The sequence below is a fragment of the Micromonospora sp. A3M-1-15 genome (assembly GCF_024213425.1).
Lineage (GTDB): Bacteria > Actinomycetota > Actinomycetes > Mycobacteriales > Micromonosporaceae > Micromonospora > Micromonospora chersina.
Genome location: NZ_JANAVK010000004.1, coordinates 750,074 through 762,968 on the forward strand (window position 1 = coordinate 750,074; position 12,895 = coordinate 762,968).

The 12,895-nt window shown below is 74.3% G+C and carries 10 protein-coding genes and 1 pseudogene; 4 read left to right on the plus strand and 7 right to left on the minus strand.

Translation table 11 applies throughout. The features are described 5' to 3' along the window. Positions 1-749 (minus strand): annotated as a pseudogene (locus tag NLX85_RS23940) (hypothetical protein); the annotation flags it as partial. Between the two features lie 298 nt (positions 750-1,047). After that, complete coding sequence (locus NLX85_RS23945; protein WP_254338676.1) at positions 1,048-2,523, minus strand: aminopeptidase P family protein; 1,476 nt, start codon at positions 2,521-2,523, stop codon at positions 1,048-1,050. Between the two features lie 110 nt (positions 2,524-2,633). Between NLX85_RS23945 and asnB the strand changes: the two genes are divergently transcribed. Beyond that, on the plus strand, positions 2,634-4,595 hold the full coding sequence (asnB, locus tag NLX85_RS23950; protein WP_189197928.1) for an asparagine synthase (glutamine-hydrolyzing): 1,962 nt from the start codon (positions 2,634-2,636) through the stop codon (positions 4,593-4,595). A gap of 57 nt (positions 4,596-4,652) precedes the next feature. Here the strand turns inward: asnB and NLX85_RS23955 are convergent, their stop codons facing one another. Continuing rightward, entirely contained in the window at positions 4,653-5,768 is a 1,116-nt protein-coding gene (locus tag NLX85_RS23955; RefSeq protein WP_254338678.1) for a lytic polysaccharide monooxygenase, read from the minus strand. Between the two features lie 333 nt (positions 5,769-6,101). On the opposite strand from NLX85_RS23955, the gene NLX85_RS23960 reads away from it, so the two are divergent. Further along, entirely contained in the window at positions 6,102-7,031 is a 930-nt protein-coding gene (locus NLX85_RS23960; RefSeq protein WP_254338680.1) for a carbohydrate kinase, read from the plus strand. A 2-nt stretch (positions 7,032-7,033) separates the two neighbouring features. On the opposite strand, the gene NLX85_RS23965 is transcribed toward NLX85_RS23960, so the two are convergent. Next, the gene (locus NLX85_RS23965) at positions 7,034-8,254 is read right to left on the minus strand and encodes a multidrug effflux MFS transporter (RefSeq protein WP_254338682.1); all 1,221 of its coding nucleotides are present in this window, start codon (positions 8,252-8,254) and stop codon (positions 7,034-7,036) included. A gap of 81 nt (positions 8,255-8,335) precedes the next feature. On the opposite strand from NLX85_RS23965, the gene NLX85_RS23970 reads away from it, so the two are divergent. Continuing rightward, positions 8,336-8,782 (plus strand): MarR family transcriptional regulator, encoded by a 447-nt coding sequence (locus NLX85_RS23970; protein ID WP_254338684.1) that lies wholly within the window; start codon positions 8,336-8,338, stop codon positions 8,780-8,782. A gap of 14 nt (positions 8,783-8,796) precedes the next feature. On the opposite strand, the gene NLX85_RS23975 is transcribed toward NLX85_RS23970, so the two are convergent. Further along, complete coding sequence (locus tag NLX85_RS23975) at positions 8,797-9,627, minus strand: MBL fold metallo-hydrolase (RefSeq protein WP_254338686.1); 831 nt, start codon at positions 9,625-9,627, stop codon at positions 8,797-8,799. Then, a complete protein-coding gene (locus NLX85_RS23980; protein ID WP_254338688.1) occupies positions 9,624-10,028 on the minus strand; it encodes a thioesterase family protein in 405 nt (134 codons plus the stop codon). The genes NLX85_RS23975 and NLX85_RS23980 overlap by 4 nt, the downstream gene beginning before the upstream one ends. Positions 10,029-10,175: 147 nt before the next feature. On the opposite strand from NLX85_RS23980, the gene NLX85_RS23985 reads away from it, so the two are divergent. Next, on the plus strand, positions 10,176-11,279 hold the full coding sequence (locus NLX85_RS23985) for a phosphatase PAP2 family protein (RefSeq protein ID WP_254338690.1): 1,104 nt from the start codon (positions 10,176-10,178) through the stop codon (positions 11,277-11,279). Positions 11,280-11,372: 93 nt separating this feature from the next. On the opposite strand, the gene NLX85_RS23990 is transcribed toward NLX85_RS23985, so the two are convergent. Then, positions 11,373-12,689 carry a PH domain-containing protein gene (locus NLX85_RS23990; RefSeq protein ID WP_254338818.1) on the minus strand — a complete coding sequence of 439 codons (1,317 nt, stop codon included), beginning with the start codon at positions 12,687-12,689 and terminating at the stop codon, positions 11,373-11,375. Positions 12,690-12,895 lie beyond the last annotated feature (206 nt).

A 12,895-nucleotide genomic window follows, 5' to 3' on the forward strand; every position in this document is an offset into this window, starting at 1 on the left:
AGGAGCGCGCCACCGTCACCCTCGCCCTGCTTCTTGTCCTTGTCCTTGTCCTTGTCCTGGTCCCACGACCCCGGGCCCTGCGAGCCCGGCGCCGCGCCCATGACCGCCGGCGGGGTGGGGATCTGGGGTCCGCCGCCGCCGTACTTGAACTCGGTGGCGTTGCCGCCCTTGACGGTGAGGTCCTTCAGGGTCAGCTCGCCGCCGTCGGCGACCCGGAAGATCCGGAACGTGTCCTCGGAGTCCCGCTTGATCGTCGAGCCGTTGCCCTTGATCGTGATGTCCTGCTTGATCTCCGGCAGGGCCGCACCGTTCTTGCGGTCCTTCACGTTCAGCTCGTACGTGCAGTTCTCCGCCAGCTTCAGCGTGCCGCCGTGATCCCGGTTCGCCAGATCGACCGCCTCGACCAGCTCCTCGTCGTCACACGGCACCTCCCGGACCGTCCCGTGATCCGCGCCGTCCGGGTCCCACTCCCCACGGTCCCGGCCCTCCTCACCCTTCTTGTCCTTGTCCTTGTGCTCCTCGTCGGCGCTCTTGCCGGAGTCGCCGGCGTTCTGGGGCGCCGCGTGGTTCTCCGCGACCCGCTGCGGTTCGCCGGACTTGTCGTCGCGAGCGGCGAGGCCACCGAGGGCCGCCAGGCCGACGACGCCGGTCAGCCCGGCCACGCCGGTGGCGACCCAGAGTGCCCGTCGCCTGCTCGTCGGCGGGGGCGTCGGCGCCCCGCCGTCGGAAGTCGTTACGTCGTTGGACATCAGAGCCTTCCGCCCTTTCGGTTTCTACCAAAGGGGTCGCACCGGTCTCAGCCGCGCGACCAGCTACAAATCGGTTGCAGCCTCTGATCGCCACCGTATGAGAAGGATCCTCGCGACGCGGACGTATCCGAAGAAATCGCGCATTTGGCTCACATGCGGCCGGGCGGTGCAGCGGGGCGGAGCGACGCCAGGAGCACCGTGAGCAGCGCAAACGACGACGGGCCCGGCGTCGGCGTCGTTACCGCGAGAAACCTCGCAGACGCCGGCGGCGGGCCCGCCGGGGGTCGTGCCGGTCGGATCAGCCGGGCAGGCGGGGGCCGGCCTCGCGCTGCTCGGCCAGCCAGGTCTCCACCTCGTCCGAGCGGCGCGGCAGCCCGGCCGAGAGGTTCACCGAACCGTCGGCGGTGACCAGGATGTCGTCCTCGATCCGCACGCCGATGCCGCGCAGCTCCTCGGGGACCAGCTCGTCCTCCGGCTGGAAGTAGAGCCCCGGCTCGACGGTGAGCACGTAGCCCTCGCCGAGCGGCCCGTCCCGGTAGGTCTCCTTGCGGGCGTTGGCGCAGTCGTGCACGTCGATGCCGAGCATGTGGCTGGTGCCGTGCAGCGTCCACCGGCGGTAGACCGTCGACGCCGGGTCCATGGCCTCGTCGACGCTCACCGGCAGCAGGCCCAGGTCCTTCAGCGCCTCGGCGAGCACCCGCATGGCGGTCAGGTGCACGTCGCGGAACGCCACGCCCGGCTTGATCACGTCGATGCCGGCCTGCTGGGCGGCGTAGACGGCGTCGTAGACCTGGCGCTGGAGCGGGGTGAACCGGCCGTCGACCGGGAGCACCCGGGTGACGTCGGCCGTGTACAGGTTGCGGTTCTCCACGCCCATGTCCATGAGCAGCAGCTCGCCCGGGCGGGTGGCCCCGTGGTTGTGCACCCAGTGCAGGATCGTGGCGTGCTCGCCGGCGCCCACGATCGAGCCGTAGCCGACGTCGTTGCCGTCGTGCCGGGCGCGCAGCGCGAAGACGCCCTCCAGCAGTCGCTCGGAGACCGCCCGGTCGGCCGGGAGCGCCCGGGCCACGTCCTCGAAGCCGCGGACGGTCGCGTCGCACGCCTCCTGGAGCTGGGCGATCTCCCACTCGTCCTTGACCAGCTTCAGTTCCGAGATGGCGATGGCCAGCTCCCGGTCCCGGCCCGGCTGCCCCTCGTCCCGCGCGCCGTCGTACGGCCGCACCGCCGCGTCCACCCGGGCGTCGAAACCGCGCAGCACCCGGGTCCGCCCCGGCGCCAGCTCGGCCAGCGCCGCGTCCAGCTCGGTCAGGTCGGCGGTGGGCAGGCCCAGCTCGGTCGACTTCTCCTTCAGCGTCGGCCGCCGGCCCACCCACAGCTCGCCGTGGCGGCTGCGGAAGAACTCGTCGGTCGCCCGGGACGACCGGGGCCGCATGAACAGCGTGGCCTCGCCGCCCGGCCGGAGCACGAGCACGCTGTCCGGCTCCAGGTCGCCCGTCAGGTAGGCGAAGTCGCTGCCCGGCCGGAACCGGTGGTCGGTGTCGTTGGCGCGTACCTTCTCGGTGCCGGTCGGGATGACCAGCGTCTCGCCCGGGAACGCCTCGGCCAACGCGGCCCGCCGCTTGGCGTGGTTGGGCACCTCCGGTCGGGGACCGACCGGCAGCTCCGTGTCCCGCCAGCCCTGCCGCATGAAGGACAGGAACGCCTCCGGGAAGTCCGGGTCGTGCGATTCGGTGCCGTCCGCCGGCTTTCTCTGCTGCGTCCGCTCCTCGGCCATGTCCGCCTCCTTGCGCCTCGTCGCTGGTCCAGACGGTACCGCGCGCGCGGGAGCGGGGAGTGCCTGCGGTGCCGCGACGGTGGCTTCCGGCGCGTGGAAAGATGGCCCCCATGTGCGGACTCCTGGCCTTTTTCAGCGCGCGCGGTGACGCCGCCGCTCACCGCGACCACATCGCCGGAGCACTGGAGTGCCTGCACCACCGCGGCCCGGACGAGACCGGGGTCGAGGTGGTCGGCGACGCCTCCGGCCGGTACGCGGACGGAGTGTTCGCCCACAAGCGGCTGGCGATCATCGACGTGGCGCTGAGCCACGAGCCGCTGCCCTACGCGAACGGCCGCTACCTGCTCACCTTCAACGGCGAGATCTACAACTACATCGAGCTGCGGGACGAGCTGATCCGCGACTACGGCGCCCAGTTCGCCACCAACGGCGACGGCGAGGTGATCGTCGCCGGCTACCACTACTGGGGTGAGCAGGTGCTCACCAAGCTGCGCGGCATGTTCGCCTTCGTGATCTGGGACCGGCAGGAGCGGCGGGCCTTCGGCGCCCGGGACTACTTCGGCATCAAGCCGCTGCACTACCTGGAGACCCAGGACGGGCTCTACCTGGCCTCGGAGAAGAAGGCGCTGCTGCCCTTCGCGCACTCGGCGTACCAGGGCGACGCGGGGATCGACACCGCCAACCTGAGCCACTACCTGACCCTCCAGTACGTGCCGGAGCCGGGCACCCTGCACCGGGGGATCAGCCGGATCGGGTCGGGGGAGTACCTGACCTGGACGCCGGGCGGCCGGATCGAGGTGCGCCGCTGGTACCGGCCGGTGTTCCGCCCGGCCCCGGTCTCCGACGAGCAGAAGCTCTACCACGAGATCCGGGAGACGCTGCGGGAGAGCGTCCGGATGCACATGCGGTCCGACGTGCCGGTCGGCTCGTTCCTCTCCAGCGGCATCGACTCCACCGCGGTGGTGGCCCTCGCCCGGGAGTTCAACCCGAACATCCTGACCTTCACGGTCGGCTACGACGTGCCGGGCTACTCCGAGATCGACGTGGCCCAGGACTCGGCCCGCCACCTCGACGTGACCACCATCCCGACCAAGATCGGGCCGCAGGACATGATCGAGGCGCTGCCGAAGATCGTCTGGCACCTGGACGACCCGGTGGCCGACCCGGCCCTGGTGCCGCTCTACTTCGTGGCGAAGAAGGCCGCCGAGCACGTCACCGTGGTGCTCTCCGGTGAGGGCGCGGACGAGTTCTTCGGCGGCTACACGATCTATCGGGAGCCGCTGTCGCTCAACGCGGTCAACAGCCTGCCGGGCGGGGTGCAGAAGGGCCTGCGGGCGGTCTCCAAGGCCATCCCGCAGGGCGTCAAGGGCAAGAGCTTCCTGGAGCGGGGCACCACCCCGATCGAGGAGCGCTACTACGGCAACGCCCGGATGTTCACCGAGGAGGAGAAGCAGCACCTGCTGCGCCGCTACGACCCCTCGGTCCGCTACACCGACGTCACCTCGCCCATCTACGCCGAGTGCACCGAGCTGGACGACGTCACCAAGATGCAGTACGTCGACCTCTACACGTGGCTGCGCGGCGACATCCTGGTCAAGGCCGACCGGATCTCGATGGCGCACTCGCTGGAGGTCCGGGTGCCCTTCCTGGACCGCGAGGTGTTCAACGTGGCGGCCGGGATCCCGGTCGACCTGAAGCTGCCGCCGCGCTCCGAGGCCACCAAGTACGCCATGCGCCAGGCGTTGCAGGGCGTGGTGCCGCCGGCCATCGTCAACCGCAAGAAGCTGGGCTTCCCGACCCCGACCCGGGTCTGGCTGCGCGGCGAGATGTACGAGTGGGCCCGGCACGTGCTGGCCACCTCCGGCGCGGGCGACCTCATCGACCTGTCGTACGCCATGCGGCTGCTGGACGAGCACAAGCGGGAGGAGGCGGACCACTCCCGCAAGGTGTGGACCGTGCTGATCTTCTGCATCTGGCACGCCATCTTCGTGGCGAAGACCCTCGACCCGGGCATCCAGCGCAACCAGTCGGCCCTGCTCACGAAGCCGGTGGTCGGCAGCATGGTCCGCTGACGCAGGCGTGACGAAGGGCCCCCGGGGTACGCCCCGGGGGCCCTTCTCAACTCGGGGTCACCGGCCGGTGCAGGTGACCGTGGGCAGGGTGTTGGTGCCGGAGAAGTTCGCCGTGAAGCCGAACGTGGTGGTGCCCTCCGGTGGCACGCTCCCGTTGTAGGGGGCGTTGGTGACCGTCACGGCCGCCCCGCTGGTGCTCACCGTGCCGTTCCAGAGCTGGGTGATGGTCTGGCCGCTGGGCCAGGTCCAGTTCGCGGTCCAGCCGCTGTAGGTACGGGTGCTGTGGTTCATGATCATGACCTCGCCCTGGAAGCCGCCCTGCCAGGCGCTGACCACCTTGTAGACCGCCATGCAGGCCCCGCCCGGCATGGTCGGGGTCGGCGTCGGGCTCGGCGAGGTGGGCGTGGGGGTCGGGCTGGTCGGGCCCGGCGTCGGCGTGGTGGGGTCCGGCGAGGGCGTGCCGCCGTTGCCGATCCCGGTCACCTCGCCGTTGCCGCCGTCGAAGGTCACGTCGGAGCAGCCGAAGAAGTTCTCCTGGCTGTCCGAGCGGACCCAGCGGGAGTAGATGATGTGCCGGCCGCTCTTGTTGGCCGGCAGGGTGCCGTTGAAGTAGTAGTGCCCGTCGTTCGTGCCGGGCGAGCCGATCGCCGGCGGGTTGGTCACCTGGAGGAACGGCTGCTCCTCCAGGTCGCTCCAGGCCAGCGGGCGGGTCGGGCTCCAACTGTCCTTGGTCACGTAGAAGTAGAAGGTGCCCGGGTGGTGGGCCCAGTTGCTGTAGCGGAACTCCATCGACCGCCCGGCCGTCAGGTGGGTGACCGGCCAGTCGGTGCGGGCCAGGTCGTAGCCGCTGAAGTTCGGGTTGCCGCCGCTGCACAGCTTGCCGTCGGGAATGAACCCGACGGTCCGGCCGCCGGCGTCCGAGCGCAGCACGCTGAACCAGTTGTAGAGCGAGTTGGCCCCGCTCTGGGCGACCGCCGCCGCGCAGGCGGGGTTGTTCGGGCGGATCTCCCCGGTCGCGGTGAGGCCGTCCTTCCAGCACAGGTAGGTCCGGGCGCCCGGGGTCATCGCCGCGCCGTGCGCGGCGGCCGGGTCGGGGCCGGTGACCAGGGCGAACGCGCCCAGGGCCAGGGTGGCGGCCGCGGTGAGCAGCGCGGCCGTACGGGATCGGTGCACGGGATCTCCTGACTCGCGGGGCGCGACCCGCACGGGCCGCCCCGCTGCGACGAGCGGATGCGACGATCGCGGTGCCACGCCCGGCGGTCGGAGTGCGGCCGGGGCCGTCGGGGGACGCGCACCGCCTGCGGTCCGTGCCACGGACCGGTGAGTGCCCTCGCGTCGGCTCGACCCGGCGGCCGGCGGCGCGGCAGCCCCCGCGCCCTCCCGGCACGCGCAATCCCATCACGTCCGGGCATCCCGCGCAATAGCCGCCCGTCGATGCGGGCGTCTCGTCGCGCCGGGACGCGCCATGCGCCAGGATCGGAGGTACGACGGACGGAGGGAGCCAGGATGGGGTACGCGGTGGTGCTCGGCGAGGCGCTTGTCGACCTGCTCGACGCCGAGCACGACGGGGAACCCGTCTACCGGCAGGCGATCGGGGGCGGGCCGCTCAACGTGGCCGTGGCGGTGGCCCGGCTCGGCGGGGACGTCCAGTTCGTCGGGTCGCTCGGCGACGACGCGCTCGCCGCGCGGATCCGCGCCTTCCTGGGCGACGCGGGTGTCGGACTGGCCGGGGCGGTCACCGTGCCGGCGCCGACCGCGCTGGCGGTGGCCACCTTCGCCGGCCCGGAACCGGACTTCCGCTTCTACGGCGAACCCCGGTCGTACGCCCTGCTCACCGCCGACGACCTCGACGTGGCCCTGGTCGAGGGCGCGCAGGTGCTCTACTGCGGCTCGATCGTGCTGCTCGACCCGCCGGTGCTGGCCGCCGCCCGCCGGGCCTGGTCGATGGCCGGGGCGCTGCGGGTGTTCGACCCGAACGTGCGGCCCCGCCTGCTCACCGGCCCCGGCGCGCTGGACGACCTGCGCGGGGTGGTCGCCGAGTTCGCCGCGAGCGCCCACCTGGTCAAGCTGAGCGCCGCCGACGCGCGCCTGCTCTACCCGCACGAGCCGGTCGAGGGCGTCGCCGCGTACCTGCGGGAACTGGGCGCGGCGACCGTGGTGGTCACCCTCGGCGCGGACGGCGCCCTGGTCGCCGCCGCGGACGACGTGGTACGCGTCCCCGCGCCGAAGGTCGACGCGGTGGACGCCACCGGCGCGGGGGACTCGGTGATGGGTGCGCTCATCGCCGACCTGCTGCACGCCGGCGAGCCGGTGGACCCGATTGGCTGGCGGGACCGGGTGGCCTTCGCCCTGCGGGTGGCCGGCCTGGTCTGCGAGTCACCCGGCGGGGCCACCGCCATGCCCACCCGGGAGGCGGTGGCCGAGCGTTTCCGCTGAGGTCAGCGCGGGCGGGCGAGGGTGAGCACGGCGGTGAGGGAGAGGGCGGCGGCGACCGCCAGCACGACGGCCATCGGCACGGCGCTGCCCTCGCCGCCCAGGCCGACCAGGGGTGCGGCCAGCGCGCCGACCACCGACTGGATGCCGCCCATGAGCGCGGCGGCCGTGCCGGCGTGCCGGGCGTGCGCGTCCAGCGCCAGCGCCGTGCTGTTCGGCGTCACCATGCCCAGCGAGCCGACGAAGGCGAACAGCGCCACCGCGACCACGGCGAGGCTGCCGGCGAGCGCCCCGGCGAGCACGCCGGCCGCGGCGACCACGCCGACCACGAGCGCGGTGGACAGCAGCCGGCGCGGGCTGAACCGGTCGAGCAGGCGGGCGTTCGCCTGCCCGGTGGCCACCAGGGCGAGCGCGTTGAGCCCGAAGACCAGGCTGAACGCCACCGCGGAGACGCCGAAGACGTCCTGGAACACGAACGACGACCCGGAGATGTACGCGAACAGCCCGGCGAACGCGAAGCCCTGGGTCAGCGCGTACCCGAGGTAGACGCGGTCGGCGGCCAGCGACCGCATGGTCCGGGCGGTGGCGGCCAAGCCGCCGGTGCTGCGGCGCTCGGGCGGCAGCGTCTCCGGCAGGCGCCGGGCGACCGCGACGGAGAGCAGCAACCCGATGGCGGCCAGGGTGAGGAAGACCGCCCGCCAGTCGCCGAAGCGCAGCACCAGGCTGCCGACGCTCGGCGCGGCGACCGGCGCGACCCCGAAGACCAGGGTGAGGCGGGAGAAGTACTTCGCGGCGTCGCGGCCGGCGTAGAGGTCGCGGACCACGGCCCGGGCGACCACCACCCCCATGCCGCCGGCCAGACCCTGGGCGAACCGTGCGGCGGCCAGCACCGGGGCGCTCGGCGCTGCCGCGCAGGCGAGCGCCAGGACGGTGTACGCCGCGACGCCGATCAGCACCGGGCGCCGCCGCCCCCACCGGTCGCTGAGCGGGCCGGTGACGAACTGGCCGACGGCGAGGCCGATCAGGCAGGTGGTGAGGGAGAGTTGGATGCCGGCCTGGTCGGCGCCGAGGTCGCGGGTCATCGCCGGGAACGCCGGGAGGTACATGTCCAGCGAGAGTGGGCCGATCGCGGTGAGCGTGCCGAGCAGCACCAGCAGCGTCGCGCCACCCCCGGCGGCGGGCGGGTGGACGGTCGGACGCGCGGCGGTCCGCACGGTCTGGCTCACGAGGTTCCCCCTGGGATCGGTGATCGCCGAGTAACCTTAGCTCTGTACTCAGAACTATTGCGATGTGAAGCAGGTGACTCCGTGGCGAGTGAAGAGCCCGTCGCGCGGTTCGGCGCCGTCGTGGGGGAGCTGCACCGGCTGCTGCGCCGCAAGGTCGTCACCCGGGCCAACCGGGACTCCCTGCCCGAGGCGCAGGTGGAACTGCTGCACCTGGTCCGCGCCGAGCCGGGGATCAGCGGCAAGGAGGTCGCACGCCGGCTGGGCACGGCGCCGAACACGGTCAGCACCCTGGTCCGCGAGCTCACCGGCGCCGGTCTGCTGGCGCGCGACCGCGACCCGGACGACCGCCGGGTGGCGCGGCTCACCCTCACCGACGCCGCCCGCGCCCGAATGGCCGACTACGCGGCCCACCGCAGCGCCCTGCTCACCGAGGCGCTGGCCACCCTCGACCCGCCGGCCCGCGACGCGATCGTCGCCGCCGCCCCGCACCTCGACGCCCTGCTCGCCGCCCTGCGCGCCCGCCCCTGACCCGCTGCGGGCGGTCAGGCGGCGCCGTCGAGCTCGGCGTAGCCGCGGCGGGCCGCGATGAGACCCGGACGGGCGCCGAACGGCGACTCGGCGGCCACCCGCTCGGGCGGGGCGCTGCCGGTGTGGCCGGCCCGGATGAGCCAGGCCTGCTGGGCGAGCTGGGCGTGCTGGGCCCGCACGAACGCCACGTCGACCGGCGCGCCGTGCCCCGGCACCACCACGGTGGCCGGCGTGGTCAGCCGGAGCAGCCCGGCCACCGCGTCCGGCCACTGCACCGGGTACGACTCCTCGAAGGCCGGCGGCCCGCTCTGCTCCACCAGGTCCCCCGCGACCAGCACGTCCGCGTCCGGCACGTGCACCACCAGGTCGGCGTCGGTGTGCCCGTGCCCGGGGTGGTGCAGCACCACCCGCCGCCCCCCGATGTCCAGCACCGCCTCGCCCTGCACCGGGTGGGTCGGTGCCAGCAGCTCGGTCCGGGCCAGCTCGGCGGCCAGGTCCGGCTGCTCCGCGCGCATCTCCTCGGCCGCGGCCCGGCGCAGCTCGTCGGGATGGTCGCGGAGCACGGCCGCGGCCTGGGCGTGCGCGTACACCGGGCGGGGCGGGTCAGCGGCCAGCGTGGCGTTGCCGAAGCAGTGGTCGAAGTGGTGGTGGGTGTTGACGATCGTCCACGGGTGCGGGGTGACCGCGCGGGCCGCCTCGGCCAGCTCCCGGGCCTGCCCGGCGGTGGAGAGGGTGTCCACCAGCAGCGCCGCGCCGTCGCCCACCACCAGCGTCACGTTGACGTGCAGCAGCGGGTCGCGCAGCACGTGCACGCGGTCGGCGACCTCGACGAACCGGGCGGTCATGACGCCCGCACGGCGCGCTCGACGAAGCGTTGCCGGTCGACAAGCGCCCGCTCGACCCGCCCCGTGGCCACGACCTCGTTGCCGTCGGTCACGATCACCTCGAAGGTCAGCCGCCGGCCGTCGACCTTGACCAGCTCGGCCCGGGCCGCCACGGTCCGCCCGACCGGGGTGGCCGCGCGGTGCTCCAGCTCGACCCGGGTGCCGACGGTCGTCGACCCGGACGGCAGCCGGGCCGCGGTGGCCGCCACGGTCGCCGCCTCGGCCAGCGCGAGCACCCGGGGCGTGCCCAGCACGGGCACGTCGCCCGAGCCCACCGCCAGCGCGGTGTCCGTGTCGGCGACGGTCAGCTCGACCCGGGCGGTCAGGCCCGGGGCGAGGGGCGGCTCCGGCTGCTCCTGCATGGGCCGAGCCTAGTGCAGCCGCCCCGGGCCCGGGCGGCGTCCACACCGCCACCCCGGCCCTCCCGGGCCCGGACCGGGGGGCGACCTGCCCCGGTGGCGGGCGGTCGGCGTCGGCGGCCCCGTCGCCCGCCGTTAACCTTGTCCGCGATGGCCGTGCTGACTGATCCCCCGCCCCCCGCCCCCGCCGGACCGACCGCGTCCCCCGACGGCGGGCGCCGTCGCGTGGTAGCGATGGCGATCTGGGGGATCGCCTTCGTGGCCGCCTGGCTCGCCATCGGCCTGCCGACCGACCCGGCGTACGCGTTCCTCTGGATCTGGGCCGGCACCATCGCCTGGCACTCGTCCCGCCCGTGGCGCAGCCACCTGCGCTTCGCCCGGGACTGGATCCCGGTGGTGCTGCTGCTGGCCGCGTACAACCTGTCCCGGGGGTTCGCCGACAACGGCGCGACACCGCACGCCATGGAGCTGATCGTCGCCGACCGGTTCCTGACCGGCTGGGCCACCGGCGGCGAGGTGCCCACGATCTGGCTCCAGCAGCACCTCTACCGGCCCGACCAGGTGCACTGGTGGGACGTGGCGGTCAGCTGGATCTACTTCTCGCACTTCGTGGCGACGCTCGCCGCCGCCGCGGTGCTCTGGCTGCGCGACCGCGCGCGCTGGGGCGCGTACATGCGGCGGTGGGGCTTCCTCTGCGCGGCCGGGCTGGCCACCTACTTCCTCTACCCGGCCGCCCCGCCGTGGTGGGCGGCCCAGAACGGGCTGCTCACCGACGTCGCGCGGATCTCCACCCGGGGGTGGAAGGAGATCGGCATGCACGGCGCGGGCAACCTGCTCAACGCCGGGCAGATCGCCTCCAACCCGGTGGCCGCCATGCCGTCGCTGCACACCGCGTTCGCCCTGTTCGTGGTCCTGTTCTTCCTGCGCGGCACCCGGAAGCGCTGGTGGCCGCTGCTGCTGGCGTACCCGCTGGCCATGACCTTCACGCTGATCTACAGCGGCGAGCACTACCTGATCGACGTGCTCGTCGGCTGGGCGTACGTCGGGCTGACCTTCCTGGTGGTGGGGCTGGCCGAGCGCTGGTGGGCGGCCCGCCGGGCCCGCCGCGCCGCGTTGGCCCCGGCCGGAGCGGCGACCGCCGCCGAGCCGGCCCGGGCGGCCGACCCCGCGCCCGCGGGCCCGGCCACGCCCGCCGCCGACCGGGCCGATCCCGCTCCCGCCGCCGACCCGGCCACGGTGCCGGTCGAGCGCTGATGCCCGGCCGGGTCAGCGCGGCTCACGTGCGAGCGGTGACCGGCCGGTTGCTCAGCCCGGTCGAGCGCTGACCGTCCGGTCGCTCGGCCCGGGTCAGCCCGGCCGGCCCCGGTCGCTCCGGCGGGCGGCGTGCCCCCGCGCGGTCAGTTCCGCCGCCAGCTCCCACGCCTCGGCCAGGTCCCGGTCCGGTGCCGCCGCACCCGAACCGCCGGCAGTGTCGGCGTGCACGGTGGCCAGCCGCAGCCGCCGCTGCGCCGGCCCCTGGGTCACCCGCACGCTCTGGATCCGGGCGTACGGCACCAGCGTCAACCGCCGGGTGAGCAGCCCGGACCGGGTTATGAAGACCTGCTCGTCGAGGCCGGCGCCGACTCTCGCCCGGCTCAGCGGGCGCAGCCAGCGGGCCCGCCGGGGCGGCAGCGTGTCGGGCAGCGCCCCCAGCCGTACGCCGGGGAGCACCTCCGCCACGACCAGCTCGGCGGTGGGCGCGTCGCCGACCGGCAGCAGCCGGTCCGGGCGGTTCCGGTCGTCCGGCTCGGCGGCGGAGTAGCCGGCCACCTCCAGCCGCAGCCGCAGCCAGCCCTTCATCCGCCAGAGCAGCGGCCAGGTCACCCCGACGGTCTGCACCCGGTGCAGCGGCACGGTCTGCACCCGGGTCTCCAGCAGCCCGTTGCGCACCCGCAGCGCGTCGCCGTCGCGGTCGAGCCGGAAGCCCCAGTCGTCGAGCACCCGGCGGACCGGTTGCAGCACCACGCCGGCCATCGCGGTCAGCGTGCTGGCCACCGCGATGAACGACCAGGATCCCTCGGAGACGAACTGGGCCACCACGAACGCCAGGCCGAACGGGAGCAGGAACGCCTGCGGGGTGAGCAGCTGGCTGACCAGCAGGTCCTGGTTGCGTACGGCGTGCAGCGCTCGCCCGGCCGCGGCCGGGGCCGGCGCGGGCGGTGCGCCGGCGGCGGGCGGGGCGGCCTCGGGTGCGCGGCCGGTCGCGGGGGCGCGGCCGGCCACGGCGAGCAGCCGGTGCCGCAGCGCGGTGGCCTCGGCCACGCTCAGGTACGCCAGCGGCGCCTCGGTCTTGCCCCCGCCGACCACCTCCAGCCGCAGCTCGGCCAGCCCGGTGAGCTGCGCGAGCAGCGGCCGGACCACCTCCACGGCCTGCAACCGCTCCAGCGGGATCGCCCGGGTACGCCGCCAGAGCAGCCCCTCGTGCACCCGCAGCTCGCGGCCCACCACGTGGTATCCGGTGTTCCACCAGCTGACCACCGAGAGGACGGTGGCGCCGAGGGCGAAGACCGCGACCAGCACGGCGAACCAGCCGAAGCCGACCCGGGACAGCGTCGACCAGGAGAGCCCGGCGATCACCACGACCAGCGACTTCGCGCCGTGCAGCGCCGGGCTCAGCGGGTGCAGCCGCTGCCGCGGCTCCTCGCCCGCGGGTGCCGGTGCGCCCGGCCAGCCCGGCCCGCCTGGCCCGCCCGGCCCGCCCGGTCCCCAGGGACCGGGTCCGGCCGGCGCGGGATGACCCGGTCCGGACCAGGGCGGCGCGGGGTAGCCGTAGCCGGGCGGGGGCGCGGGGTGGCCGTAGCCAGGTGGGGGCGTGGCGTGGCCGTAGCCGG

Coding starts and splice junctions, on each gene's coding strand:
- NLX85_RS23985 (WP_254338690.1), top strand. CDS start 10,176: ATGGCCGTGCTGACTGATCCCCCGCCCCCCGCCCCCGCCGGACCGACC.
- NLX85_RS23975 (WP_254338686.1), bottom strand. CDS start 9,627: ATGACCGCCCGGTTCGTCGAGGTCGCCGACCGCGTGCACGTGCTGCGC.
- asnB (WP_189197928.1), top strand. CDS start 2,634: ATGTGCGGACTCCTGGCCTTTTTCAGCGCGCGCGGTGACGCCGCCGCT.
- NLX85_RS23980 (WP_254338688.1), bottom strand. CDS start 10,028: ATGCAGGAGCAGCCGGAGCCGCCCCTCGCCCCGGGCCTGACCGCCCGG.
- NLX85_RS23960 (WP_254338680.1), top strand. CDS start 6,102: ATGGGGTACGCGGTGGTGCTCGGCGAGGCGCTTGTCGACCTGCTCGAC.
- NLX85_RS23945 (WP_254338676.1), bottom strand. CDS start 2,523: ATGGCCGAGGAGCGGACGCAGCAGAGAAAGCCGGCGGACGGCACCGAA.